20 protein-coding genes and 1 tRNA gene are annotated in these 25,760 nt (G+C 73.5%); 4 read left to right on the top strand and 17 right to left on the bottom strand.

The genetic code is table 11. The features are described from left to right. The first annotated feature begins 213 nt into the window (after positions 1 to 213). Positions 214 to 1,980, top strand: a complete 1,767-nt coding sequence (locus tag BX285_RS02805; RefSeq protein WP_121174375.1) for a penicillin-binding transpeptidase domain-containing protein — start codon at positions 214 to 216, stop codon at positions 1,978 to 1,980. 25 nt (positions 1,981 to 2,005) lie between these two features. Here the strand turns inward: BX285_RS02805 and BX285_RS02810 are convergent, their stop codons facing one another. The 6 genes from BX285_RS02810 to BX285_RS02835 all read right to left on the bottom strand — a co-directional run bounded on the left by BX285_RS02810 (position 2,006) and on the right by BX285_RS02835 (position 10,049). Continuing rightward, entirely contained in the window at positions 2,006 to 3,208 is a 1,203-nt protein-coding gene (locus BX285_RS02810) for a glycosyltransferase 87 family protein (protein WP_121174376.1), read from the bottom strand. 338 nt (positions 3,209 to 3,546) lie between these two features. Continuing rightward, positions 3,547 to 5,091, bottom strand: a complete 1,545-nt coding sequence (locus tag BX285_RS02815) for an amino acid permease (RefSeq protein WP_259470414.1) — start codon at positions 5,089 to 5,091, stop codon at positions 3,547 to 3,549. A 247-nt stretch (positions 5,092 to 5,338) separates the two neighbouring features. Beyond that, complete coding sequence (locus BX285_RS02820; protein ID WP_121174378.1) at positions 5,339 to 6,847, bottom strand: penicillin-binding transpeptidase domain-containing protein; 1,509 nt, start codon at positions 6,845 to 6,847, stop codon at positions 5,339 to 5,341. Next, entirely contained in the window at positions 6,847 to 8,178 is a 1,332-nt protein-coding gene (locus tag BX285_RS02825) for an FtsW/RodA/SpoVE family cell cycle protein (protein WP_097240042.1), read from the bottom strand. The genes BX285_RS02820 and BX285_RS02825 overlap by 1 nt, the downstream gene beginning before the upstream one ends. Before the next feature lie 246 nt (positions 8,179 to 8,424). Continuing rightward, entirely contained in the window at positions 8,425 to 9,108 is a 684-nt protein-coding gene (locus BX285_RS02830; RefSeq protein ID WP_121174379.1) for an ABC transporter, read from the bottom strand. Beyond that, entirely contained in the window at positions 9,105 to 10,049 is a 945-nt protein-coding gene (locus BX285_RS02835; protein ID WP_121174380.1) for an ATP-binding cassette domain-containing protein, read from the bottom strand. Before BX285_RS02835 ends, BX285_RS02830 begins: the two co-directional genes overlap by 4 nt. A gap of 166 nt (positions 10,050 to 10,215) precedes the next feature. Between BX285_RS02835 and BX285_RS02840 the strand changes: the two genes are divergently transcribed. Beyond that, on the top strand, positions 10,216 to 11,565 hold the full coding sequence (locus BX285_RS02840) for a VWA domain-containing protein (protein ID WP_398899481.1): 1,350 nt from the start codon (positions 10,216 to 10,218) through the stop codon (positions 11,563 to 11,565). A gap of 2 nt (positions 11,566 to 11,567) precedes the next feature. Further along, on the top strand, positions 11,568 to 12,440 hold the full coding sequence (locus BX285_RS02845; protein WP_220783895.1) for a peptidase: 873 nt from the start codon (positions 11,568 to 11,570) through the stop codon (positions 12,438 to 12,440). A gap of 72 nt (positions 12,441 to 12,512) precedes the next feature. On the opposite strand, the gene BX285_RS02850 is transcribed toward BX285_RS02845, so the two are convergent. The 10 genes from BX285_RS02850 to BX285_RS02895 all read right to left on the bottom strand — a co-directional run bounded on the left by BX285_RS02850 (position 12,513) and on the right by BX285_RS02895 (position 22,123). After that, positions 12,513 to 14,132: a DUF2079 domain-containing protein gene (locus BX285_RS02850; protein WP_121174381.1), complete on the bottom strand. Its 1,620-nt coding sequence runs from the start codon at positions 14,130 to 14,132 to the stop codon at positions 12,513 to 12,515. Between the two features lie 79 nt (positions 14,133 to 14,211). Beyond that, positions 14,212 to 15,522 carry a glycosyltransferase 87 family protein gene (locus BX285_RS02855; RefSeq protein ID WP_259470416.1) on the bottom strand — a complete coding sequence of 437 codons (1,311 nt, stop codon included), beginning with the start codon at positions 15,520 to 15,522 and terminating at the stop codon, positions 14,212 to 14,214. 232 nt (positions 15,523 to 15,754) lie between these two features. Further along, positions 15,755 to 15,828: transfer RNA gene (locus tag BX285_RS02860), tRNA-Ala, on the bottom strand. An 82-nt stretch (positions 15,829 to 15,910) separates the two neighbouring features. Beyond that, positions 15,911 to 16,921 (bottom strand): hypothetical protein, encoded by a 1,011-nt coding sequence (locus BX285_RS02865; protein ID WP_121174382.1) that lies wholly within the window; start codon positions 16,919 to 16,921, stop codon positions 15,911 to 15,913. A 150-nt stretch (positions 16,922 to 17,071) separates the two neighbouring features. Beyond that, on the bottom strand, positions 17,072 to 17,698 hold the full coding sequence (locus tag BX285_RS02870; RefSeq protein WP_121174383.1) for a GNAT family N-acetyltransferase: 627 nt from the start codon (positions 17,696 to 17,698) through the stop codon (positions 17,072 to 17,074). Beyond that, positions 17,695 to 18,213, bottom strand: a complete 519-nt coding sequence (locus BX285_RS02875; protein ID WP_097236522.1) for a molybdenum cofactor biosynthesis protein B — start codon at positions 18,211 to 18,213, stop codon at positions 17,695 to 17,697. Before BX285_RS02875 ends, BX285_RS02870 begins: the two co-directional genes overlap by 4 nt. Before the next feature lie 73 nt (positions 18,214 to 18,286). Then, a complete protein-coding gene (moaC, locus tag BX285_RS02880) occupies positions 18,287 to 18,727 on the bottom strand; it encodes a cyclic pyranopterin monophosphate synthase MoaC (RefSeq protein WP_097240045.1) in 441 nt (146 codons plus the stop codon). A gap of 149 nt (positions 18,728 to 18,876) precedes the next feature. Then, positions 18,877 to 20,214, bottom strand: a complete 1,338-nt coding sequence (glp, locus tag BX285_RS02885; RefSeq protein ID WP_121174384.1) for a gephyrin-like molybdotransferase Glp — start codon at positions 20,212 to 20,214, stop codon at positions 18,877 to 18,879. A gap of 25 nt (positions 20,215 to 20,239) precedes the next feature. After that, the gene (gene galU, locus BX285_RS02890) at positions 20,240 to 21,160 is read right to left on the bottom strand and encodes a UTP--glucose-1-phosphate uridylyltransferase GalU (protein WP_097236524.1); all 921 of its coding nucleotides are present in this window, start codon (positions 21,158 to 21,160) and stop codon (positions 20,240 to 20,242) included. 51 nt (positions 21,161 to 21,211) lie between these two features. After that, a complete protein-coding gene (locus tag BX285_RS02895) occupies positions 21,212 to 22,123 on the bottom strand; it encodes a GGDEF domain-containing protein (protein WP_183106990.1) in 912 nt (303 codons plus the stop codon). A gap of 62 nt (positions 22,124 to 22,185) precedes the next feature. Here BX285_RS02895 and BX285_RS02900 point away from each other — a divergent pair, with 62 nt between their 5' ends. Then, complete coding sequence (locus BX285_RS02900) at positions 22,186 to 22,770, top strand: 5-formyltetrahydrofolate cyclo-ligase (protein ID WP_097236525.1); 585 nt, start codon at positions 22,186 to 22,188, stop codon at positions 22,768 to 22,770. Positions 22,771 to 22,949: 179 nt separating this feature from the next. Here BX285_RS02900 and BX285_RS02905 read toward each other — a convergent pair whose 3' ends face one another. Then, entirely contained in the window at positions 22,950 to 25,667 is a 2,718-nt protein-coding gene (locus tag BX285_RS02905) for a penicillin acylase family protein (protein WP_097236526.1), read from the bottom strand. Positions 25,668 to 25,760 lie beyond the last annotated feature (93 nt).

Genomic DNA, 25,760 nt, shown 5'->3' on the forward strand with positions numbered 1-25,760 from the left:
GGGAGCCGAGGCCGGCCCGGCGCTCGAAAGTGGTCCGGCCCACACCGCGTCCCCCCGATTCGTCCGTATGCGGTGCACGACACGTACCAGATCCGTCACAAGTGACGGGCGATTCGTCAGCGCACCGATCCGCGCTGCCTAGGGTGGGGTCGTACCGCGTTTCCGGCTCCGGCCGGTTGCGCCCGGCCGCGAGACCCCTGGGGGACCTGCACCATGCGCAGTGGCGCGAAGATCGGCATCATCACCGGCGTGTCCATCGTCGTCCTCGCGGGCGGCGGCTACGGCGCGTACAGCCTGATGGGCTCGAACGACTCCGGGTCCGGCGGCAAGAAGGCCCGTACGGTGGTCGCCGAGCCGCCCACCGCCGAGCAGGCGGCGGCCGGCGCCAAGGACTTCCTGGCGGCCTGGGCCTCCGGCGACATCGCCAAGGCGGCCTCGCTGACCGACGACCCGGCCGCGGCCACCACCGCGCTGACCGCCTTCCGGGACCAGGTGAAGCCGAGCGCGCTGACCCTCACCCCGACCGGTCCGACCACCCAGCAGGTCTTCTCCGCCGCCACCGGCACCCCGGCCCCCGCCAAGCCCGCCGCCGGGGCCTCCGCGACGCCCCCGGCGGCCGGCACCCCGGGCGCCACCGACTCGCCGTCCGCGACCGCCACGCCCGGGCCCACCGGCACGCTGATGAGCTTCAAGGCCCGTGCCGAGTTCGAGGGCACCAACCGGGCCTGGGACTACCAGGGCTTCCTGGGCGTCGTGAAGATGAGCGACAACACCCCGGCCGTGCACTGGGCGCCCTCGGTGATCCACCCGCACCTGTCCGGCAACGAGACCATCGCCACTCAGCAGGTCTTCGCCCCGCCGTCCACCGTGGTGGACCGCAACGGCAAGGTGCTGCAGGGCGCCTCGCTCACTCCGGCGCTGATGGCCACCCTGCAGGACAACGCCCAGAAGCTGCTCCCGCCGGACCCGAACAAGGACGCGGACTCGGGCAAGGCCGTGGTGATCAGCGACCCGGCCGGCAAGGCCGCCGCCGACAAGCTGTTCACCATCGTCGAGCCGAAGCCCGGCAAGCCGTTCAAGGTGACGATCGACAACACCATCCAGGCCGCCGCCGAGAAGGCGATGACCGACCTGGGCGGCAAGTCCGGCTCCATCGTCGCGATCGAGCCGAGCACCGGCCAGGTGCTGGCCTTCGCCAACGCCCCCGCCAGCGGTCAGAACCGGGCCTTCACCGGGCTGCTCGCGCCGGGCTCGACGATGAAGATCGTCACCTCGACGGCCCTGCTGGAGGCCGGCCTCAACCCGGACAGCACGGTGGCCTGTCCGGAGAAGAGCAGCAACGCGGTCGCGATCCCGAACGACTTCCCCGGCGCCTTCCCGAACAACACGCTCCAGCAGGACTTCATGGTGTCCTGCAACACGGCCTTCATCAACCAGGGCCTGACCAGCCTCAAGCCCGAGACGCTCTCCGCCACGGCCAAGGACGTCTTCGGCATCGGCCTGGAGTGGAAGACCGGCCTGCCGAACGCCGACGGCAAGGTGCCGCCGACCCCGGGCAGCAAGGACGAGCAGGCCATGAACTACATCGGCCAGGGCAAGGTCCAGATGAACCCGCTGGCCATCGCCTCGATCACCGCGACCGTCCAGAGCGGCGCCTTCAAGCAGCCGATCCTGGTCGCCGGCCTGCCGCAGCAGACCGCGGCCCGCCAGATCTCGCCGGACGTCGCCGCCAAGCTGCGCGCGATGATGAACGCCACCGCCACCGGTGGCACCGCCCAGGCCGTGATGGCCGGGATCACCGACAACGCGGGCGCCAAGACCGGCTCCGCCGAGGTCCAGGGCGCGTCCACCACCAACAGCTGGTTCACCGCCTTCCGCGGCAACCTCGCGGTCGCCGCCGAGGTCCAGGGCGGCGGCCACGGCGTGGACGCGGCCGGCCCGGCGGTCGCCTCCCTCCTGAAGGCCGCCGCGGGCCGCTAGCGGCACCGTCGTACGGAGCCCGCCCTCAGCCTCTCGGCAGGGCGGGCTCCGGCTCGTCCGGCACCCGCCCGAGCGGAGGCACCGGCAGGCGGCTGCTCCAGCGCCGGGCCGCCAGCCGGGGCCAGATCACCAGGACGGCCGGCAGCGCCAGGTACCCGAACCGCCCGGCCGGGGCGAGCATGAAGGCGATCGCCAGCCCCGCGGCCAGCAGGTCGGCGGCGGCGATCGCGGACACCGGCGGGCGGGCCAGCAGCCAGATCGCCACCCCGATCAGGGCCACGGTCATCAGCGCCATCGAGATGCTGTGCCCGGTCGGCCCGAAGCCGGCCAGCACCTTGCCGGGCAGCGGGCTGCCCGCCGGGGTGCGGATCGCGGTCATCCCGAGCGGGAAGCGCACCACCTGCTCGATCAGCGCGTCCGCCTGGGTCAGGACGGACGGCACGATCACCGCCGCACTCACCCCGACCCCGATCAGCGCGGTCCGGGCGGCGGGCCGGCGCCCGTACAGCCGCCACAGGAGCAGGACGGCCACCGGCAGGGCGGGCCAGGCGGTCCACTTGAGGCTGCAGGCGAGGGCGAGCACCAGCCCGGCGCCGACGGTGCGGTCGCGCTCGGCGAGCGCCATGGCCAGGCAGCAGACCCCGATCAGGGGCAGGTCGACCCCGCCGACCGCCAGGGCGAGCGCTATCAGCGGCGACGCGGTGAGGACGGCCAGCGGCAGCAGCGGTGCGCGGTCCCTGGACGGGCGCAGCAGCCGCCAAGCGGCCAGCAGGCAGGCGAAGAAGGTCAGGGCGAACCAGATCCGGGCGTCCCCGGCGACCCTGGCGAAGGCGGTGGAGTCGCCGAGCAGCTGGCGCGGCAGGCCGAACAGGGCCATCGCGGGCAGGTAGGGGTTGTAGTCGGTGACCACCGCCGGGTGCGGCAGGTAGGCGTCACCGGTGGTGAGCAGCAGGTGGGCCGAGCGTTCGACCACCATGACCTCGGACTGGTGGCGGCCGTGCAGGGCGAGCAGTCCGAGCGGGGCGAGGACGGCGCCGACGAGGGCGACGGCGGCTGCGGCGTGGGCCGCGAAGCGGCGCGGCAGGGTCAGGCAGAGCAGTCCGGCGAGGAGGTAGGCGGGGGCGGCGATCAGGCCCCAGACCCGCTGGTTGTCCAGGTCGGAGACGAGCGGGAAGGCGCCGGCCCAGCCGGCCGCGATGAGGCAGCCGAACAGTTGGACGCTCCGCATCGAGGCGAGCTTGGCGGGATTCAGCCGATCGTGCGTGGGCGGGAAGGTGCTCTCGCCACGCTGACGGGGGAACGGGCGGACGGAGAAGCCTCTCGGCGGTCGTCCGGGTCTGGACGACGTCTCGGTCGCGATGGTCTGGGCCGGCGTTCTGCTGCGGCCGGTGAAGCGGCCGCGCGGGCGGGTCAAGCCGGGCGTGCGGGTGCTCACCATGGTGGAAGGTTAGGGGTGCGGGCCCGGCCCTGTCGCCATGGCGTGGGGCACTGGGCGGGGGATGGCACGAAAAGGGCCGCCGAATGGCGTTGCGGTCGGCGGCCCTTCACGTCTGGTTCGTCTTCCGGTCAGCCGGCGGTGCGGTCGGTGCGGTCGGCGTGCTCCGCCGACTCCGCCGACTCCGCCGACTCCGCCGAGTCCACCGGCTCTGCCGCCTGCGCGGCCCGCTCCAGCTTGGAGTGCTTGATGCTGTAGCCGAAGTAGACGACCACGGCGACGGCGAGGGCGATCGCCCCGGCCCGGAAGGTGTCGGCGTGCAGGCCGGTGATCAGGTAGATGCAGAAGGCGACGCTGACCAGCGGGACGACCGGGTAGCCGGGCACCTTGAAGCCGCGCGGCAGGTCGGGCTGGGTGCGGCGCAGGACGATCACGCCGAGCGAGACGACCGAGAAGGCGATGAGCGTGCCGAGGCTGGTGATGTCGGCCAGGACGTTCAGCGGGACGAAGGCGGCCAGCGCGCCCACGCCGAGGCCCACCACGATGGTGTTCCAGACCGGGGTGCCGGTGCGCGGGGAGAGCTCGGCGAAGCGCTTGGGCAGCATGCCGTCGCGGCCCATCGAGTACAGGATGCGGGTCTGACCGTAGATCACCACGAGGGTGATGCTGAAGATCGAGAGGATCGCGCCGATCGCGAAGACCATCGCGGGCCAGCTCTGGCCGGTGATGTCCTGGAGGATCTGGGCGAGGCCGGCCTCCTGGCCGTCGAACTTGTCCCAGGGCTGGGCGCCGATGCCGGCCAGGGCGACCAGGATGTAGAGCAGGGTCACCACGACCAGCGAGATGATGATCGCCATCGGCAGGGTGCGGCGCGGGTTCTTGACCTCCTCACCGGCGGTGGACACGGCGTCCAGGCCGATGAAGGAGAAGAAGATGCTGGACGCGGCGACCTGCACGCCGCCGATGCCGAGCGGCATGAACGGGGTCAGGTTGCCGGAGTGGAAGCCGGTGAACGCGACGCCGATGAACAGCAGCAGGATGACGATCTTGATCGCGACCATCGCCGCGTTGACCTTCACCGACTCGCTGACGCCGCGGATCAGCAGGAAGCAGACCATCGCGACCAGCAGCAGCGCCGGCAGGTTGAACCAGTGGGTGCTGTCCGGCGCGCCGGACAGCTGCTCGGGGATCTTGAACCCGAAGGCCAGGTCGAGGAACTTGTTCAGGTACTCGGCCCAGCTGACGGCGATCGCGGAGGCGGAGACGCCGTACTCCATCAGCAGGCAGATGCCGACGCCGAAGGCCACGCCCTCGCCGAGGGTGGCGTAGGCGTAGGAGTACGAGGAGCCGGAGACCGGGATCGCGGAGGCCATCTCGGCGTAGCAGAGCGCGGTGAGTCCGGCGGTGACCGCGGCGATCACGAAGGACAGGATGACGGCCGGGCCCGCGGAGGGCACCGCGGTGTTCAGCACGAAGAAGATCCCGGTGCCGATGGTGGCGCCGATGCCGATCGCGGACAGCTGCCAGAGCCCGATGGAGCGGCGCAGGTGGATGCCGGAGCGTCCGCCCTCCTCGGGCGCGCCGGCCGGGAGGGCGTCCTTGCCCTCGCTCTCCGCGATCAGTGACGAGACGGGCTTGCGTCGCAGCAGACGCGCACCAAGGGTGTTGCTGGCCAAAACTGCGGTCCTTCTAGGCGGGGGAGGGTGTCCTAGCGGCTGGCCGCCCGACACTCGGTGGGGTGTCATCAGGGACCAACCGAACAAACATGGGACAGTACCCGGCGAAAGCACCAGTGTCGCAAACGAACAGTCCGGATCGGCGCATTGTCCGAATTGGCGCATATCGCTGTACAAACCGGACACTTCGCAAACGGCGCATCTGCCACCGAGCAGCTAAAGCAGCAGCTCAGCACCCCTGCGACGGTCAGAGGCCGAGCACCGCCCGCATCACCGAGCGGGCGATGGGCGCGGCCAGGGCGCCACCCGTGACATCCGTGGCGTCACTGTCCGCGACCACCACGGCCACCGCGACCGGCGGCACCCCGGTCGAGCCGGCCGGCCTGGCCCAGGAGACGAACCAGGCGTACGGCGTCCCGCTGTTCTCCACCCCGTGCTGGGCCGTCCCGGTCTTGCCGCCGACCACGGCCCCGGCGATCCGGGCGTTGCCGCCGGTCCCGTTCTCCACCACGTCGGTCATCAGCTTCTGCAGCTGCGCGGCCACCGCCGGCGTCATCGCCTGCCGGTACGTCACCGGCGCCGTCTGCCGCACCACGGTCCCGTCGCTCCTGGTGAGCCTGTCCACAAGCTGTGGACGCATGACCGTCCCGTTGTCGGCGACCCCCGCCGCCACCATCGCCATCACCAGCGGGGTGGCCGCCGTGTCGAACTGCCCGATCGAGGAGAGCGCCAGCTGCGACTCGTCCATCCGGGTGTCGAAGGCCGAGCGGGCCGCGCGCACCGGGACGTCCAGCCTGGCGTCGTCGAAGCCGAAGTTCCCGGCCATCGCCGCCATCCGGTCCAGCCCGGTCCGCACCCCGAGCCAGCCGAGCACGCTGTTGCAACTGGCGGTCATCGCGGCGTCCAGCGACAGGCCGGGCCGGTCGCAGGCCGGGGTGTCGTTGACCAGCGGCGTGGTCGTCCCGGGCAGGACGTACGGGGAGGGCGCCCCGGTCGGCGCGTCGATGTCGGTGACCACCCCGTTCGCGAGCGCGGCCGCGGCGGTGACCACCTTGAAGGTCGAGCCCGGCGGGTAGGTCTGGCGCAGCGCCCGGTTGAGCATCGGCTGGTCGGGGTCGGCCTGCAGCCGGTTCCAGGCCTCCTGGTCGTCGGCGGCGTGGCCGGCGAAGCTGCCCGGGTCGTAGGAGGGCGTGCTGGCCAGCGCCAGGATCCGCCCGGTGGCCGGCTCGATCGCGGCGACCGCGCCCTTCTGCTCGCCGAGTCCGCGCATCGCGGCCTCCTGGGCGGCCCGGTTCAGCGTGGTGTGCACGTCCCCGCCGGGGTTCTGCCGACGGGCCACGGCGTCCCGGAGCGACCAGCCCGCCAGCCGGCCGTCGGTGCCGGTCAGCAGCTCGTCCTCGGTGCCCTCCAGCTGGGTGGTGCCGTACGCCTGCGAGGCGTAGCCGGTGACGGCCGCGTAGGTCGGGCCCTCGGGGTAGCTGCGCTTGTAGGCGTACCGGCCGCTGGTGGGTACCGAGCCGGTGACCGGCTCGGTACCCACCAGGATGTCGCCGCGCGGCCGGGCGTACCGCTCGATGGTGAGCCGCTGGTTGGCGCTGTTGCGGTCGAGCTCCCTGGCCTGGAACACCTGCACCCGGGTGGCCTGGACGCACAGCGCCACGACCAGCAGCAGGCAGAAGGTGCCCGCCCGGCGCCCGGTGACCGAGATGCCGGGCAGCCCCTGGGGGCCGTTGCCGCGCGGCCGCACCCGCGCCATCACTCCGCCTCCGGCGCCGGCTGCCGCGCGACGGAACTCATCCGCACCAGCAGCGCGACGATGATCCAGTTGGTGACCACCGAGGAGCCTCCCTGGGCGATGAACGGCATGGTCATCCCGGTCAGCGGGATCAGCGCGAGCACCCCGCCCGCCACCACGAACACCTGCAGGGCGACGATCGAGGCCAGCCCGATCGCCAGCAGCCGCCCGAACGGGTCGCGCAGCGCGAGGCCGGTCCGGAAGCCCCGGGAGACCAACGCCGCGTACAGCAGGAACACCGCGATCAGCCCGGTCAGGCCCAGCTCCTCCCCGATGGTGGCGAGGATGAAGTCCGACTTGGCAGCGAAGCCGATCAGCACCGAGTGCCCGCTGCCGAGCCCGGTGCCCAGCTCGCCGCCCCAGGCGAAGGCGAACAGCGACTGGGCGATCTGGTTGGCGCCCCGGCCCGCCGCGATCGAGCCCAGCGGGTCCAGCCAGTCCGCGACCCGGCTGTGCACGTGCGGTGAGAGCCAGCCCACCGTCACCGCCCCCACCGCGGCCAGGCCGAGCCCGATCGCGATCCACCCGGTGCGCGCGGTGGCCACGTAGAGCATCACCACGAACAGGCCGAAGAACAGCAGCGAGGTGCCGAGGTCGGTCTCCAGCACCAGCACGCCGACGAAGGCCGCCCAGATCAGCAGGACCGGACCGAGCACCCGCCCGCGCGGCAGCTGCCGACGCCAGACCCGCCGGCCGGTGAGCGCCAGCGCGTCCCGGTGCACGGCCAGGTAGGCGGCGAAGAAGACGGCCAGCAGGACCTTGGCGAACTCGCCGGGCTGGAAGGAGAGCGGCCCGATCACGATCCAGATCCGCGAGCCGTACACCGGCGGGAAGAAGATCGGCAGCACCAGCAGGACCAGCGCCGCGAGCGCCCCGAGGTAGGCGTAGCGCTGCAGCCGCCGGTGGTCGCGCACCAGCAGCACCACCGCGATGAACAGCGCCACCCCGAGCGCCGACCAGAGCAGCTGGGTGGAGGCGGCGCCGCGGCCCGGGGTGGCCCGGTCGAGCCGGTAGATCACCACCAGGCCGATCCCGTTGAGCAGCACCGCGATCGGCAGCAGCAGCGGGTCCGCGCACCGGGCCCGCCACCGCACCACGGCGTGCGCCGCCAGGGCGAGCACCCCGAGCGCGCCGCCGTACTCGGCGGCGTCGGCCGGGACCTCGCCGTCCAGGTTGACGCCGACCTCGACGTAACCGAACACGGCGGTCAGGACGGCAGCGAGCAGCAGGACGAGCTCGGTGGTGCGTCCGGTCGCCACCGGCCGGCTCGGCCCGGCGGCGGATCGCGTCACGGCGGAGGGTGTCGCCACGGACCGTCCTGGAAATCGCGGGGAGCCCGATGCCGCCGTCCGGGCGATGCCGATCAGGGGATACCGCTCGGGGCGGACCGGCAGCGGCGCCCGATGCCCTGGTTCCGCACCCTAACGAGTGCTATCCGCCAGGATTCGCTCTTCGTCGTGGTGTGTCGTCCATTGCCCCGATTGCCCCGGTGCTCGCCCGCACCAGCCTCCGGTGCCCACCCGGACCGACCCGGCTGCTCACTCGGGCCGACGCCCGGCCAGCGCCGCCGCACCCGCGCAGCCCGCGGCCAGCAGCACGACGGCGAGCAGCAGCTCCGGCCACGGCACGGCGACCCGGCCGGTCCGCCCGGCGCTCACCAGGGCGCGCAGGGCCGCGTTGGCCGGCGAGACCGGCACCACCAGCAGCAGCGTGGCCAGCGCCAACGCCGCCGGGATGCCGTACGGCCCGCGGGCCGCCAGCGGACGGTTGGTCAGCGCCCCGGCCAGCACCCCGAGCAGCGCGCAGACCACCGAGGTCAGCAGCCCGGCCAGCAGCGCCGTCCCCACCCCGGGCGTCGCCCCCGCTCCCGGGTCGGCCACCGCACCACCGGCCCACCACAGCGCCGCCACCTGACCCGCCGCCAGCAGCAGCGAGACCGTCAGCGCCGCCAGCAGCGCACCCAGGTGCACCCGGGCCGGTCCGGCCACCGCGACCAGGCAGGCCCGCGAGGCCGGCGGCTCCGCGGCCAGCACGCTGCGCACGTACCAGGCGCTCACCGGCAGCAGCACCCCGGCGCCGAAGCCGAGGGCGCCCAGCAGCGGGTCGCCCGCCGTCACCCCGATCACCAGCAGCAGCACGTACGCCAGGAACGGCGGCAGCCAGGCGTGCGAGCGCACCAGCAGCTCCAGGTGGTACCGCGTCAGCGAGCCGAGCTGCCTCACCGCTCCCCCTCCGCTTCCCCCGGCCCGGGTCGTCCCACCGAGGCCTCCCCCGCCGAGGTCCCCTCCAAGGACTTCCCGGACGACGGCTCCCCCGCCACGGCCTCCCCGCGCGCCCGCACCGCCAGCACCCGCACGGCCGGGCGCCCCAGCAGCAGCCGACGCAGCAGCGCGTCCGAGTGCGCGGCCGGCACGGCCAGCCGCACCGCCGTCCCGGCCAGCGAGGTGCGCTCCGGCGCGCCGGGCAGCCGCTCCGGCAGCGGCGCGCCGTCCGGGACGTCCACCTCCACCTCCATCACCGGGCCGCGCTCCTCCGACACCGCAGCCACGTCCTCGACGGGCCGCAGCCCGCCGTCCGCCCCCACCCGGTACGCGGCGCTGGTCAGCCCGGCCGGCCGGGCCGGGTCGTGGTCGACGAACAGCACCGTGCCGCCCGCCGCCGCCCGCTCGGCGGCGGCCTCGTCCAGCACCGCCCGGGCCTCCGGGTCCAGCCCGGTCCACGCCTCGTCCAGCAGCAGCACCCGCGCCTCGGCGAGCAGCGCCTGGGCGACCGCGACTTTCTGGCAGGTGCCCTTCGACAGCCGGCTCAGCGGGGTGCCCGCCCGGTCCGCGATGCCGAACCGGTCCAGCCACTCCCCCGCCCGCCGCTGCGCCGTCCGCGCCGACAGCCCGTGCACCCGGCCCACCCGCAGCAGGTACGAGGCCGCGTCGAACGGCAGCGCCGGCGGGAAGCGTTCGGGCACGTACGCGGTCGCACCGGGCCGCGCCACTCGACCCGTACTCGGCCGTTCGATCCCGGCGGCCAGCCGCAGCAGCGTCGACTTGCCGCTCCCGTTCGCCCCGGCGATCCGCACCAACTCCCCCGGCCCGACGGCCAGGTCGACCCCGTGCAGCACCCACCTCCCGCCCCGCCCGTACCGCTTGCCGACCGCCGCCAGCTCCATCGCGCCCCCGTCTCCGCCCACCGGATACGAAGGCTATCCAGCCCGCGTAAGGCCGCCGTGAGTCCCGGATTCCGGTCCCGCGCGCCGGAGTTCACGCCGGGGCTGGTCGGTGCACGATCCGGACTCGTTTCGCCACGACGAACTGATGATCCCTAGGATCGGCCGGGTGACTACCGGACGACGACCACAGACCAGGCTCGGCAGCCTGCTGGCCGCCCTGGCGATAACGGGCGCCTCGCTGCTCCTCGGCCTGCCCGCCCACGCCGACGAACCATCAGCCGGTGCCGCCCCCGGGCCCAAGGAGGCCCCCCGGGTCGACCTGGTCCTGGACGTCAGCGGCTCCATGACCGCCACCGACATCCAGGGCAAGAGCCGCATCTCGGTGGCCCAGCAGTCGCTGAACGAGGTGATCGACGCCCTGCCCGCGGAGACCGAGTTCGGCATCCGCACCCTGGGCGCGAACTACCCCGGCAACGACAAGAACCAGGGCTGCCAGGACACCAAGCAGCTGTTCCCGGTCGGAAAGACCAACAAGGTCGAGGCCAAGACCGCCGTCGCCACCCTGCGCCCGACCGGCTGGACCCCGATCGGCCTGGCCCTGCGCGGCGCCGCCCAGGACCTCGGCAAGGGAGAGACCACCCGCCGCGTGGTGCTGATCACCGACGGCGAGGACACCTGCACCCCGCCCGACCCGTGCGACGTCGCCCGCGAGCTCGCCTCCCAGGGCATCCACCTGGTGGTCGACACCCTGGGCCTGGCCCACGACGACAAGACCCGCCAGCAGCTGCTCTGCATCGCCAACGCGACCGGCGGCACCTACACCGACGTCCGCACCCAGGAGCAGCTCACCGACAAGGTGAAGCAGCTGGTCGACCGCTCCAACGACACCTACACGGTGACCCCGGTCAAGACCGCCGGCACCGACAAGTGCGAGAGCGCCCCGGTCCTCGCCCCGGGCGTCTACACCGACCGCGAGAAGTTCTCCGAGCACCGCGTCTACAAGGTCCCGGTCAAGGCCGGCCAGGAGCTGCGCGCCTCGGTCAGCGTCGGCCTCGACCGCCCGGTGGCCCGGGACTACGGCGTCCTGCTGCAGGCCACCAGCGCGACCGGCCAGGAACTGGTCCGCGGCACCGACGCCGGCAGCAGCCGCACCGACCTGGTCTCCACCGGCCTGCGCTGGTCCACCGCCGACTCCACGGGCTACGTCACCGCGAGCCCGACCGCCTCCTCGGGCTCCGCGAAGGACTCGAAGGACTCGAAGGACAAGCCGGAGACGACCGTCTGCCTGGTCGTCAGCAACTCGCTGGCCCCGCAGGCCGGCGTCCAGGCCGACCCCGGCCTGCCGCTGGAGCTGACCGTGGACCTGGCCTCCTCCTCGCCCGCCCCCGAGGGCGCCGCGATGGGCCTCGGCCGCGGCTGGATCCTGCTGCTCACCCTCACCCTGGCCGGCCTGGTCTTCGGCCTGCTGTTCGGCTGGATCGCACGTTGGCGGATCGCCGTCTGGCGGGAGAACTGACCATGCGTACGACGATTCGCGGCGCCCTCGCCACCCTCGCCCTGCTGCCCGCCCTCGCCGTGGGGGCGCTCGGTGCCCCGGCCGCCTCGGCCGCGCCCTCGCCCTCGCCCAGCGCGAGCGGCACCCCGGCCCCGGCCACCAAGGCCGGCACCTCCTTCCTGACCGCGGTCAACCTCTCCCCCGGCCAGGACGCCAAGGTCTCCGTCTCCACCGGCGACTACCTGTACTGGGCCTTCGGCGCCTCCGAGGGCCAGACCCCGACGGTCGGCCTGACCGTCGACCTGGCCCCGGCGACCGACCGGCACGGCCCGCAGACCTGGTCCGTCGAGGTCTTCGACGGGCTGCGCCGCCGCCAGTCCTGCACGGCCGGCACCCAGAACGCCACCGGTGACCAGAACACCACCGCCCTGACGCTCGACTGCACCCTGCGCGAGGTCCGCACCTGGGCCGAGCCGTGGTCCGGCGACCCGCTGCCCGGCACCTACTACGTCCGGCTGTCGGTCACCGACGTCCCGCAGCCGGACCTCGGCCTGGCCTCCGCCGTCCGGCTGCACGTCGCCGCCAAGGGCAACGCCGACAACGCCCAGCCGGAGGGCGGGGAGCTGAAGGCCCCGCTGGTCCCGCCGGTCGGCGGCGGTGCGAGCACGGCCAAGGCGGCCGCCCCGGTGGCGGAGGAGGAGCACTGGTACACCGGCTGGTTCTCCGGCTGGAACAGCCGCTGGTACTGGACGATCGGCGGCGGCTTCCTGGCCGCGCTGGCGGGCGTCCTCGGCTACAACCTGACCCGGCACCCGCACGGCCGGCGCCCCGGCCACCACGGCTCCGTGCCGCCGCAGGGCAGCCACCACAGCGGCTCCTACGCCGACCGTCCCTGACCGTCGGCACGACCCGAGGGCCGGCCGGAGCAGCGTCTCCGGTCGGCCCTCGGCCGTCCCGGGCCGTGCGGCTCAGCCGCGGAAGAGGTCGTGCCCCACGTCGGACGGGACCTTGTCCTGGACGGGCTTGCTGCCCGGCCCCGGCACCTGTTCGCCGGGGACGGGCTCGCTGCTCTCCCGGTGCAGCAGCACCACGCCGTCCTCGGCCCACAGCTGCCGGTACCCGTGCGCCAGCAGCAGTCGGATCCGCGCGGCCTGCTCGGTGTCCGCGGCGAACGGGAAGGACCGCTTGTCCGCCCGGGTGAGCACGTACGCGCGCCCGCGCGGCGTGCCGTCCACCAGCACCACGTCCGTCCGGGCGGTCAGCCGCGGCGCGATCTGGTTGTCCGCCTCCACCGAGGCGCCGTCCGGGATGAGCGCGGCCGCCCGCACCAGCGCGGCCTCGCTCGGCTTGGCCTCCCACGAGGAGGGCATGGCCAGGTGCAGCAGCCCGATCGGTACGGCGGCCACCAGCGCGATCCCGGCCGTGCCGAGGCCCAGCAGGCGGGCCCGCCGGACGGTCCGCGCGGGCCGTTCGGCGCTGCTCAGCCGGCCCAGCACCTCGACGGCGGCGGTGAGCAGGATCGGCCAGAGCATCGAGTCGTAGTGCCGGGCGATCGACCAGTGGTTGGGGTTGCTGGAGAGGATCCGCTCGGCCAGCAGCGGCACCGCGCACAGCACGGTGGCCGAGCGCAGCGGCAGCAGGAGCGTGGTGCCGAACAGCCAGAGCAGCAGCAGCGGCTTGAGCGGCTGGTCGAAGGCGGCCTGCACCAGCAGGAACGGGTTGTGCAGCAGGTTGCTCAGCGCGTCCCCGCCGTCCGTGCCGAGGGAGCCGTAGTTCCAGTAGTAGCCCGGTTCCCCGCCCATCGCCGGGATCAGCCACGTGATCGCCACCGCCGAGGCGATCGGCCCGCCCAGCAGCAGGCCGAGGCCGGTGTACCGGCCCGCCCGGTCCCGGGTGCGGCGGGTGCGCAGTAGCAGCACCAGCCCGTACGCCCCGACCATCAGGCCGAGGTCCTCCTTGGTGCAGCACAGCAGCACGGCGGCGAGCACCACCGTGCCGTACCGGCGGACCAGTCCGCGCTCCAGCATCAGCAGGGTCAGCGGTACGGCGAAGGCGACTTCGTGGAACCCGACCCGGGCGGCGACCAGCAGCGGCCAGCCGAGCGCGTAGACCAGGCCGGCCAGGTCGGCGGCCCGCCGGGCGGTGCGCGGTTGGGCCCCGGCGAAGCTGTGCACGGCGATCCGCCGGATCAGCGGCACCCCGGCCGCGAAGAGCAGCGACTGGCCGACGATCAGCGAGCGCGGGTCGTCCCAGATCCAGTACAGCGGCGCCAGCAGCGCCAGGACGGGCGAGAAGTGGTCGCCCAGCAGGGAGAAGCCGGGCGGGAACTCGTGGTGGAAGCTCTTCAGGGTGGAGACGGGCAGCCCGAAGTGGGCGTAGCCGCGCACGCCCTGGTCGAAGATGCCGAGGTCGAAACCGCCGAGCGACACGGACGTCCAGCCCTGCAGGCCGATGGCACAGGTCACCGCGAAGCAGAGCGCGGTGAGCAGCACGGTGCGCCGGCCCGGGCCGATCAGCAGGGCCGCGGCCGACGTCCGGGCGGCGGGCCCGGCAGCGGGAGGCGACGGGGGTGCGGTCTGGGTGGTCACGTGAGCTCTGGTCCGTCCGGTCGGGGTCGGTCGGGTCCGGTCCGGGGCCGTCGGGTCCTGGGCCGTCGGGTCCGTTCCGTCAGGTGCGGTTGGTCAGTGCGGGATCGCGGTCGAGCTTGGCGGCGAGGAGCGCCCAGGCTCCGCCACCGCTGTCGTCCACGGCCTGCCGCCGGGCGCGGTACAGCCGCACCCCCAGGACGACCAGGACGGCGATGCCCAGCGGTGCGTAGAGCGCGCCGGGCAGCTGCCAGTACCAGGCGACCCCGCGTCCCCACCGGTGCGGCACGGTCCACATGACGTGGGAGAAGAACACCACCACGGTCACGCCGAGCAGCACCCGGCGCGCCCTGGTCCTGGCCTCCACCACCAGCAGGGCGATCAGCGGGATGCACCAGACCCAGTGGTGGGTCCAGCTGATCGGCGAGACCAGCAGCGCGGTGAACGCGGTGCAGACCCCGCCCCAGGCGTCGGCCCGGCGCAGCACCCGCGCGGAGCGCCCGGCCAGCACGGCCACCCCGAGCCCGAAGGCGCCGACCAGCGCGGAGGCGATCAGCCCGACCAGCCCCGGGTCGTTGACGTCGAGCACCCGGCAGACGGCTCCGCGCAGCGACTGGTTGTCCACCAGGACGGTCACCCCGACCCGGCTCGGGTCCCAGAGGTACTTGGTCCAGAACCCGTACGAGGCGTCCGGAAGCGCGGCCCAGCCGATCAGGCCCGCCGCCAGGAACGTGCCGCCCGAGACCAGCGCGGCCCGGATCCTTCCGGTCAGCAGCAGGTAGACGGCGAACAGCCCTGGGGTGATCTTGATGGCGATGGCCAGGCCGATCCCCACGCCCTTGAACCGGTTGCGGTCCGAGCGGGTCAGGTCCCACAGGACCAGGCAGAGGATGCCGAGGTTGACCTGGCCGTACTGGAAGGTGGTGAAGACCGGCTCCAGCCAGATCCCCAGGCCGGCCGCCAGGATCACGACGGCCGTGCGGTGCTGCTTGCCCCACCCGGCCAGCTTGAGCGACAGGTGGACGGCCAGGGCGAGCAGCGCGTAGTTGAGGAGCATCACCAGGACGCGCAGGGTGCTCACGTCGAACCAGGTGCTCGGCACGAAGAGCATCGCCGCGAACGGCGGGTAGGTGGCCGGCAGGTCCCAGCCGGGCAGGCGCATCGCGTACAGGTCCTCGCCCCGGACGACGGCCTGGCCCTCGGCCCGGTAGACCAGCATGTCGACCATGGTGGCCGCGTGGCCGTGCCGGAAGACGGTGAACACCGCCAGCGAGACCGCCGCCGCACAGGTCGCCGCGATGGTCCAGGAGTTCGATCTACCGGGTGCCGGGCCGTCGCCGGATCCCTCCGGGCCGGACTGCCGCGCCCACCGTGTCAGACCGAACTCGCGCACCTCGATGGCACCCCGTTGAGATAGACCAGATCGTTCCGTCGTCAGCGTCTGGGCCCACCCACCATAACCGACCCCCCTGAGGCTCAAACCGCGTCAGAAACCGCCCCCGGAAGGGGTTGTGATCCCAGCCACAGTGCGCCCCGGAGCGGGCCCGGTGCCACAAAACGCGAAATCCCGCCGGGAGTTGCCTCCCGGCGGGATTCGGTGAACCGGCCGGAGCCGATCCGTTGGGTGGAGCTGAGGGGATTCGAACCCCTGACCCCCTCGATGCGAACGAGGTGCGCTACCGGACTGCGCCACAGCCCCAACGAGAAGAAACTCTAGCACCTTTCGGAGGGGGTCCGTGACCACCCCCCGGGATGCGGTGCTGGTCGGGGGGCGGCCCGGGTCATTCGTTGGCCGCGCGCGGGCGGGTCTCGGGGCCCTGCGGTTCGGCGTACTGGTCGAAGAGCGGGGTCGTGCGGGGCTCGGCGGGGCGGCCCGCGGTCCAGGTGCCGGGGGCCGACAGGTCGAGCCCGCGGGAGACCCGGGGGGCGACCGGCGCGGTCACGTAGGTCGGCAGCGGGACGGGCACCGGCTCCCACGAGTCCGGGCCGGCCGCACCGCGCTCGCGCATGCCGTCGACCCACTCCTCGTGCTCGGTCGCCTCGGCCACCGCGGAGGCGGAGGGCACCGAGACGGTCGCCTCCTCGGGATCCGCGGCCAGTCGCAGGTGCGGGCGACGTCCGGTCCACTCCTCGGCGGGCGCGGCCGGGGCCGGCTGCGCGGCCGCGGCGGTCTCGGCCGGGCCGCCGCCGTCGGCCGGGGCCTGGGCGCGCTGCTGCTCGCGCTTGCGCAGCCGCTCGGCCGCCTGGGCGGCCCGGACGCGGTCGAGCTTCACCTCGTACCGCTGCCGCTCCAGCTTGCGCAGGTGCCCGATGTACAGGGTGAGGAGGGTCGCCGGGACGGCCGGGACCCAGAGGAAGGCCAGTCCGGCGACCGCCGCGACGACCGCGCCGAGCGCGAAGGCGAGGAAGAGGGCGGTGACCATCCGGCGCCGGCGGGCCAGCAGCCGCGCCCGGCGCTCGCCCCCGGCTCCCGGCGCGGACACCGGCACCGGCCGCTCGGCCGGGCGTTCCACCGGGGGTTCGGGCTCCCGCGCGACGGGGTCGCCGGAGGCGGCCTCGTCCCGTCCGGGAGGGCCGTCGTTGCTCTGCTCGTCGTCACGCGGTTCGTCGCCCAGGGCCCGGGCTGCCCGTCGCTCCAGCGCCGAACGTCCCGCCAGCAGGCGGATGGCGGTGCTGAAGCGTTCCGTCGGGCGCGCCTCGTTGAGTTCGTCCTGCCTGCGGAGCCACATCGGCACCAGATAGGCGGCCCAGGCCCCTACGATGACGGCGTAGATAAGGCCGCTACTGCTCACGATTCACACCGTACGGGCGCCGGGGAAGGCCTGGCAGCAATTTGGCGCGGCGTGTCGTGTGATCAAGCTGATTCTCCGACTATTTTGCCGGCATTTGTGACGGTCCGCCATCGCGGCGATGCCATATCGATATTTCTTTCGAACATATATTCAATTTCCCGGCTCGCGGCCCGAGCTGAGTGCCCGCCAGCGCTCCAGCATCCCCTCCGGGACCTCCTCGTCGGTCAGCGCGTACACCAGGTGGTCGCGCCAGTCGCCGTCGATGTGGAGATAGCGCGGGCGGATTCCCTCCGAGCGGAAGCCGAGCTTTTCCACCACCCGTCGGCTCGGGAGGTTCTCCGGGCGGATGCAGACCTCGATCCGGTGCAGTCCGAGCGTGCGGAAGCAGTAGTTCACCGAAAGCGCCACGGCGGTCGGGATGATGCCCCGGCCGGCCACCGCCTCGTCCACCCAGTACCCGACGTTCGCCGAGCACATCGAGCCCCAGGTGATCCCGCCGACGGTCAACTGGCCGACCAGCTGGCCCTTGTGGAGCACCACGAAGGGCAGCATCCGGCCGGCCGCGGCCTCGCCGCGCAGGAAGCGGACCATCTGCCGGTACGTCGGGCGGGGACCGGCGACCTGACCGGCCGGGCCGGGCGGCACGGTGGCCTCCCAGCGCCGCAGCCAGTCGCGGTTGCGCCGGCTCACCTCCTGCCACTCGCGCTGGTCACGGGCCCGGATCGGGCGCAGCGTGACCTCCCCCTCGTGGAGTTCTACCGGCCAGCCGGCGTTCAGTGCCCTCTCCCGGATGCTGGAGCCCCGGAGGCCGGGGCGTCGGGCCGGGGGTGGTCCCCACCGCCGAGCTGGTCGACGGCGTGGGCGAGCAGCGGTTCCAGCACGGCCAGGCCGTCCTTGACGCCGCCGGTCGAGCCCGGCAGGTTGACGATCAGGGTACGTCCGGCGAGCCCGGCGAGCCCGCGGGAGAGCGCCGAGGTGGGCACCTTCTCCCGGCCGTACGCGCGGATGGCCTCGGCGATGCCGGGGACCGGCCGGTCGATCACCCGGGCGGTCATCTCGGGGGTGAGGTCCATCGGCGAGATGCCGGTGCCGCCGGTGGTCAGCACCACGTCGTAACCGGCCGCCACGGCCTCGCGCAGCACTGCCTCCACCGGCTCCCCGTCCGGGACGACGCGGGGGCCGTCGGCGGTGAAGCCCATCGCGGTCAGGCCGGCCACCAGCAGCGGGCCGCCCTTGTCCGCGTAGACCCCGGCCGAGGCGCGGTTGGAGACCGTCACTGCGAGCGCCCTCATGCGCCCGCCCCGTTTCGCTCGGCAGGCGCTTCGCGCAACCCGCACCTCTCGATGGTGAGCTCGCTTCGCCCGCTCACGCGCCCACCTCCGGCGCGAACCAGTCGCCGCTCTTGCCGCCGGTCTTGCTGAGCACCCGGACGGACTCGATGGCGGCGCCCTTGTCCACGGCCTTGACCATGTCGATCACGGTCAGCCCGGCGACCGCGACGGCCGTCAGCGCCTCCATCTCGACGCCGGTGCGGTCGGCGGTCTTCACGGTGGCGGTGATCTCGACCGCGTCGTCCACGACCGCGAGGTCGACCTTGACGCCGGAGACGGCGATCGGGTGGCAGAGCGGGACCAGGTCCGGGGTCTTCTTGGCGCCCATGATGCCGGCGATCCGCGCCACCGCGAGGGCGTCCCCCTTGGGCACGCCCTCGCCGCGCAGCAGCTCGACCACCTTCGGGGAGACCGTCACCCGCCCGGCCGCGACGGCGGTGCGCGCGGTGGTGGCCTTCTCGGAGACGTCGACCATCCGGGCCGCGCCCTGGTCGTCGACGTGGGTGAGGCGGTCGCCGGGGGGTGTCGTCACGGGTAACTCCAGGGGCGCGCAGGTCGAATACCGCGCTACCGTACCGCTGCTGTTCGCCCGCCCGCCTCCGGGGCACTCCTGACCCGGCGCGCTCAGGAGTCCAGCAGCACCACGTCCACCGCGCTGCCGGCGGGCAGGTCGGTGACGTCCTCGGGGACGGTGATCAGGCAGTCGGCCCGGGCCAGTGCGCCGACCAGGTGCGACTCGGCGCCGCCGACCGGCTCGACGGTGCCGTCGGCCGCCGAGTAGCGGCCGCGCAGGAACTGCCGGCGGCCGGCCGGGGAGCGCAGCGCCGTCGGGCAGAGGGCGCGGACGACCGGGCGGTGCACGTCGGCGGCGCCGAGCATGGTGCGGATGACCGGGCGGACGAAGAGTTCGAAGGAGATGTAGGCGCTCACCGGGTTGCCCGGCAGGGCGAGCAGCGGCACCCCGCTCGCGCCGCCGATCCGGCCGAAGCCCTGCGGCTTGCCGGGCTGCATCCGCAGCTTCCGGAAGTCCATCCCGCCGTAGGTCTCGAAGACCTCCTTGACCACGTCGTACGCGCCGACGCTGACCCCGCCGCTGGTGACGATCAGGTCGGCGCGGCCGAGCTGGTCCTCCAGCACGGCGCGCAGCCGGTCGGCGTCGTCCGGGACGGCGCCGACCCGGTAGGCGATGGCGCCGGCCTCCTGGGCGGCGGCGGTGAGGGTGAAGCTGTTGGAGTCGGCGATCTGCCCGGGCCCGACCGGCTCGCCGGGCTGGACCAGCTCGCTGCCGGTGGACAGCACCACGACCCGCGGGCGCGGGCGGACCTTCACGGTGGCCCGGCCGATCGCGGCGAGCAGGCCGAGCTGGGTGGGGCCGAGCCGGGTGCCGGCCTCCAGGACCTTCGTGCCGGCCGCGACGTCGCTGCCGCGGCGGCGGATGTGTGCGCCGTCGGCGACCGGGCGCAGGACGCGGACCTCCTCGTCCGGGACGGGCGCGGTCATCGCGGCGGCGGCCACCCCGGTGCCGGTGCCGCCGTCGGTCCACTCGACCGGGGCGACGGCCCGGGCCCCGGGCGGCAGGGGGGCGCCGGTCATGATCCGGGCGGCCTGGCCGGGGCCGACCCTGGGCAGCTCGCCCGCGCCGGCGGCGATGTCGCCGACCACGGAGAGGACCGAGGGGTAGGCGTCGGTGGCGCCCGTGGTGTCGGCGGTGCGGAGCGCGTAGCCGTCCATCGAGCTGTTGTCGAAGGGCGGCAGGTCGCCGTCGGCGACGACGTCCTCGTCGAGCCGGCAGCCCTGGGCGTCGAGCAGCTGGAGCTCGATCGCGGGCAGCGGGCCGACCGCGGAGAGCACGTCGGCGAGGTGCTCGTCCACGGTCCAGAGGCGGGGCGCCGCCGGTGCCGGGTCCGCTCCTGCGTCGCAGCAGGCTGCGGGCGTGGTGCTGTGCTCGGTGGACCCGGTCATCGGCGGCTCGCTCTCTGTCGTGCGGTCAGTCCTGCATCTCGGAGCCGACGAACTCCCGCAGCCAGGAGCGGAACTCCGGGCCCAGGTCCTCGCGCTCGGCGGCCAGACGGACGATAGCGCGCAGGTAGTCGGCGCGGTCACCGGTGTCGTAGCGGCGGCCCGTGAAGAGCACGCCGTGGACCTGGCCGCCGTCCTCCGGCTCACGGGCGGTGAGCTCGCGCAGGGCGTCGGTGAGCTGGATCTCGCCGCCGCGGCCGGGCGGGGTCTCGCGCAGCACGTCGAAGACCAGCGGGTCGAGGACGTAGCGGCCGATGACGGCGTAGTTCGAGGGGGCCTCGCCGGGCTCGGGCTTCTCGATCAGGTCGGTCACCTGGAAGACGTCCTCGCCGAAGCCGTTCGCCTTGACGGCGGCGCAGCCGTAGAGGTGGATCTGGGAGGGCTCGACCTCCATGAGGGCGACGACCGAGCCGCCGAGCTCCTGCTGCACCTCGATCATCCGGGAGAGCAGCGGGTCGCGCGGGTCGATCAGGTCGTCGCCGAGCAGGACGGCGAAGGGCTGGCCGGCGACGTGCTGCTCGGCGACCGAGACGGCGTGGCCGAGGCCCTTGGGGTCGCCCTGGCGGACGTAGTGCATGTTGGCCAGCTCGACGGACTCCCGGACCCGGGCGAGGCGCTGCTCGTCGCCCTTGCGGGCCAGCAGCTCCTCCAGCTCGTAGGCGCGGTCGAAGTGGTCCTCCAGCGCGCGCTTGTTGCGGCCGGTGACCATCAGTATGTCCGACAGGCCCGCGGCCGAGGCCTCCTCGACGACGTACTGGATGGCCGGCTTGTCGACGACGGGCAGCATCTCCTTCGGGGTGGCCTTGGTCGCCGGGAGGAAGCGGGTGCCCAGTCCGGCCGCGGGTACCACGGCCTTGGTTACCGGAACTCGGGAGTTGGTCGTCGTCATGCGTTTACCTTACTCAGGCACGTTTTCGCCCGGCCGCACGCGCGGGGACGGCTAGGACAGCACGTCGCGGGGCACGGCCACACTGGCTGGCGTATGGGACGTGACCGGCTGGGCGAGGGGGTCCCCGCCGGCACAGGCCGACAGACTACCCGGCTTTTCCGAACGGTTACGTTCGGCAGTCGGCCCCTGTCCGGCGCCCGAAGCGACCGGTGCGGGGCGCCCGGCGGCGGCCCGCTCGGGGGCCCCCGCGGTGCTCCGCCAGCAGTCGCCGCCGGCCGCCCGGGCCTCGGCGAGCGCGGCGTCGGCGGCGCGCAGCAGGACGGCGGCGTGGGTGCCGTCCTCGGGCAGGACGGCGATGCCGACGGCGGCGGTGAGGCCGTTCCCGTGCGCCGGGCGGGGCGCGCGGGTGCCGGAGGACCAGTCGAGCAGCAGGTGCCGGCGGACCGACCAGACCAGCCGCTCGGCGACCTGTGCGGCGCCCTCGGCGCCGGTGTCGGGCAGCACCACCAGGAACTCCTCGCCGCTGTAGCGGCCGAGGGTGTCGGCCCGGCGGATCTCCATCGCGAGGCGCTGGGCGAGGTCCCGCAGGACGGCACCGGCACGGCCGCGGCCGTGCTCGGCGACGACCGCGTCGAAGCCGGCGATGGCCAGCATCAGCACGGCGAGCGGGCGGGGGCCGTCGGCCTGGTCGGTCTGCTCCGCGCGGCGGGCCCGTTCGATCTCCCGGTCGAGGGTGAGCTGCAGGTGGCGGTAGTTCCACACGCCGGTGAGCGGATCGCAGGAGGCGGTGCGTTCCAGCTCGGCGCAGCGCTCCTCCAGTTCGGCGATCCGGGCCTTCAGCCGCTCGGCGCCGGCGGCGGCCGAGGCCCGGGCCCGGCGGCCCCGCAGTCCGAGGACGGTGGCGCCGGCCACCGCGGGGGCGCTCAGCGCGGCCAGGGCCTGGACCAGCAGCGGGGTGGACAATCGGGGCGCCCTTTCGCGTGGCAGGCTCTGCGCGTCGACGGTCTGGACACGTGGAGGATCCGATGCACAACGAGAAGAGCGACCTGAGGACACGGCTGTTGACGGAACGGCGCGCACTCTCCGCTGAGGGGCGCGTGGCGGCGGCCCGCGCGCTGGCCGGGCACGCCGGGGAGCTGGCTGGTCCGGGCGCCACCGTGGCCGCGTACGTCTCGGTGGGCACCGAGCCGGGGACGCGGCCGCTGCTGGACGCGCTGCGGGCCGGCGGGGTGCGGGTGCTGCTGCCGGTGCTGCTGGCCGACAACGACCTGGACTGGGCCGAGTACGCAGGGCCCGGGGAACTGGCCCCGGCCGGGCGCGGGTTGCTGGAGCCGGTGGGCCCGCGGCTCGGGCCGGAGGCGGTGACGGAGGCCTCCGTGGTGCTGCTGCCGGGCCTGGCGGTGGACCGCGACGGGTTGCGGCTGGGCCGGGGCGGCGGCAGCTACGACCGGGTACTGGCCCGGCTGGGGCGGGCGGGCGTACGGCCGGTGCTGGCGGTGCTGCTGTACGAGCACGAGCTGCTGGACCGGGTGCCGGCCGAGCCGCACGACCGGCCGGTGGACCTGGCGGTCACGCCCTCGGGCGTCCGGCGGCTGGGCCCGGAGGGGTGAACGGCCCCGCGCCGAGCCGAAGGGGCGCGCCGGTGCCGAAAGCGAGAGCGCGAGGGAGCGACGCAGGAGCGAGGGAGCGCCGACCGTCGGCACCGGGCCGGAGCGCCCCGGAGGCGAGCGGGCGAGGACACAGCGGCCCCGCTCCCTGAGGGGAACGGGGCCGCCGGCGAGTACCGGCGTCAGCCGGTGGTGAGCACCAGCTTGTGCGTGGTGGCCTTCTCGACCGCATCCGGACCGAAGGCCCAGGTCAGCAGCTTGCCCTTGAGCCAGAGGTCGGTCTGGTCGTTGTAGTTGGCGTGGAAGGCGTGGCCGGAGGCGCCGCCGACGTTGATCCAGCGCGAGGAGTCCAGGTCGTTCAGGTCGACCACCATCCGCATCGACGGGATCCAGTCCACCTGGTAGCCGGCCGCCGCGTTCCAGCCCGCCGCGTCGACCGCCGCCGAGCCGCCGGAGAGGCGGTACGGGCCGCGGTTGAGCAGCTTGTGGAGCACCGGGGAGGCGATCGAGGAGTCGTCGGTGCCGAGCGTCTGCTCCCGCAGCTCCAGCTTGTGCAGCCGGCCCCAGCTCCAGGTGGAGATGTCCTTGCTGAGCAGCGAGGTCAGCTCCTGGCGGGCATTCTTCATCGCCTCCTTGAGGAGGTTGTCCAGGCCCTTCTGCACGGTGTGCTGGGAGTCGATGTACGTCCACCACGAGCTGTCGGGCTTGTCCAGCTGCGCACGCACCACCTCGGTCCAGCGGTCGCCGCCGTCCGGCTGGGCCTTGCCCGGGTCGCGGGTGCCGCACTCGGTGACGATCCTGGTGGTGCTGTCCGGCTTGGTCGGGTCGTCCTGCTGGCGCACCAGCAGGCAGTTGTCCTTGGCCCGGAGGTCGGCCGGGAACTTCTGGCCGAAGGCGAGGGTGAGCAGCTGGCGCCAGACGCCGTTGTAGTAGGCGGCGGCGGCCGAGTCGGCGTCCTGGTGGTAGTTCCAGTCCTTCAGCAGGTCCTGCGCCTGGCGCACGTACGGGTCGTCGATCTGCTGCTTGAGCAGCAGCGGGACCAGCGTCTTGGCCATCACGTTGGTGTTGTCCAGCTGCAGGGTCTGCATGTCGTCCGGCGAGATCTTGCCGTTGTTCTTGAGCAGGCCCTCGATCTGGTCGGTGATCTCCTTGGCGCGGGTGCCGTACTCCCAGTCCTTGGTCAGGCTGTACTTGTAACTCGGGTCGACCACGGCCTGGTTGGCGGTGACGATGTAGCCGGAGGACGGGTTGAGGCTCCACGGCAGCGCGGTGAAGGGGATCGAGCTCTTCCACTGGTAGCCGGAGTCCCAGCCGAGGGCCGGGTAGGTGCCGTCGCCCTTGCCGCGGACCGGGACGTCCCCCGGGGCCTGGTAGCCGATGTTCTTGGCGTCGGCGTAGATCAGGTTCTGCGCGGGGACGGCGAAGTCCTTGGCGGCTGCGCGGAAGTCGTCCCAGTTCTTCGCCTTGTCGAGCTCGAAGACGGCGTCCATGGTCTTGCCGGGGTTGAGCGCCGTCCACTGCAGGGCGACGCCGTAGCCGCCGGTGCCGCGGTCGGGGGCGGAGGTTCCGTTGGGGGCGTACTTGCCGACGTTCTGCTGCTCGTTGCTCTGGTCGGAGATGAGCGGGGCGCCGGTCTGGGTGGTGCGGACGGTGATGGTGCGGTCGTCCCCGCCGGCGACCTTGATGGTCTCCTTGCGCAGGTCGAACTTCACGTCCTTGCCGTCCACCTGGTAGGTGTCCGGGCCGGTGACCTTCTCCAGGAAGAGGTCGGTGACGTCGGCGCCGAGGTTGGTGAAGCCCCAGGCGACGTCCTTGTTGTGGCCGATCACCACGCCGGGCATGCCCGCGAAGGTGAAGCCGGAGACGTCGAACTGGCAGGCCGGGGAGGCGGTCCGGCAGTGCAGGCCCATCTGGTACCAGACCGAGGGCAGGCCGGGGCCGAGGTGCGGGTCGTTGGCCAGCAGCGGCTTGCCGGTGGTGGTGTGGCTGCCGGCGACCACCCAGGAGTTGGAACCGATGCCCTGGCCGGGGCGGCCGAGCAGCTGCGGCATCCCGTCGATCCGGTCGGTGAGGCCCTGCAGCAGCGCCTTGGTGGTGGCCGCGCCCTGGGCGGTGGCGGTGCCGTTGCCCGCGCCGGGCTGCGGGGAGCCGTCGGCGGGGCGGTAGTTGTCGCCGTTGACGGTGCCGGTCTTCACGATGGTGCCGTTGCGGGCGTACGGGTAGTCCGGGTACAGCTCGGCGATCTTGTCCGGGCCGAAGTCCTGGGTCAGCAGCGAGCGGTCGATCTCCTCCTGGAGGTTCCCGGAGAGGTTCCAGGCCATCGCCTTGAGCCAGGCCACCGAGTCCACCGGGCTCCACTGCTCGGGCGTGTAGCCGCTGTTGACGGCGCCGAGCAGGGCGTACTCCAGCGAGGCCTTCTCACCGCCGGGGTGCTCGGCGAGCCAGGCGTTGACGCCGTCCGAGTAGGCCTGCAGGTACTTCTTGGTCTCCGGCGACAGCTTGGTGTCGTACTCCTTCTGCGCCACCTGCCGCCAGCCCATGGTGCGGATGAAGGTGTCGGTGTCGACCTGGCCGTCGCCGAACATCTCGGAGAGCCGGCCGGCGGTGATGTGCCGACGGACGTCCATCTCCCAGAAACGGTCCTGCGCCTGGACGTAGCCCTGGGCGCGGAACAGGTCCTCGGAGGTGTCGGCGTACAGCTGCGGGATGCCGTTGGCGTCCCGCTTCACGTCGACCGGCGCGCTCAGGCCCGCCACCTTGACGCTGCCGTCCACTTCCGGGAAGGAGGCGCGGACCGCGGTGACCCCGCGGTAGCCGCCGTAGCCGACGCCGGCCACCAGCAGCACGACCAGCACGATCACGAACAGACGGGCGCGCCGGAACTTCTTCGAGCGGGGCATCTGGGTCCTTGCGGTCCTGACTTCGGGGCGGGCGGGCGTGTCCAGGGCCTGCGGCCGTGACAGGGCACCACATTAGGCCGAGTCGGCCGGGAG

It is taken from the genome of Streptomyces sp. 1114.5 (genome assembly GCF_003635085.1).
GTDB lineage: Bacteria > Actinomycetota > Actinomycetes > Streptomycetales > Streptomycetaceae > Kitasatospora.

Coding starts and splice junctions, on each gene's coding strand:
- moaC (WP_097240045.1), bottom strand. CDS start 18,727: ATGGTCGACGTCTCCGAGAAGGCCACCACCGCGCGCACCGCCGTCGCG.
- galU (WP_097236524.1), bottom strand. CDS start 21,160: ATGACGACGACCAACTCCCGAGTTCCGGTAACCAAGGCCGTGGTACCC.
- BX285_RS02875 (WP_097236522.1), bottom strand. CDS start 18,213: ATGAGGGCGCTCGCAGTGACGGTCTCCAACCGCGCCTCGGCCGGGGTC.
- BX285_RS02820 (WP_121174378.1), bottom strand. CDS start 6,847: ATGGCGCGGGTGCGGCCGCGCGGCAACGGCCCCCAGGGGCTGCCCGGC.
- BX285_RS02835 (WP_121174380.1), bottom strand. CDS start 10,049: ATGGAGCTGGCGGCGGTCGGCAAGCGGTACGGGCGGGGCGGGAGGTGG.
- BX285_RS02805 (WP_121174375.1), top strand. CDS start 214: ATGCGCAGTGGCGCGAAGATCGGCATCATCACCGGCGTGTCCATCGTC.
- BX285_RS02900 (WP_097236525.1), top strand. CDS start 22,186: ATGCACAACGAGAAGAGCGACCTGAGGACACGGCTGTTGACGGAACGG.
- BX285_RS02810 (WP_121174376.1), bottom strand. CDS start 3,208: ATGCGGAGCGTCCAACTGTTCGGCTGCCTCATCGCGGCCGGCTGGGCC.
- glp (WP_121174384.1), bottom strand. CDS start 20,214: ATGACCGGGTCCACCGAGCACAGCACCACGCCCGCAGCCTGCTGCGAC.
- BX285_RS02905 (WP_097236526.1), bottom strand. CDS start 25,667: ATGCCCCGCTCGAAGAAGTTCCGGCGCGCCCGTCTGTTCGTGATCGTG.
- BX285_RS02845 (WP_220783895.1), top strand. CDS start 11,568: ATGCGTACGACGATTCGCGGCGCCCTCGCCACCCTCGCCCTGCTGCCC.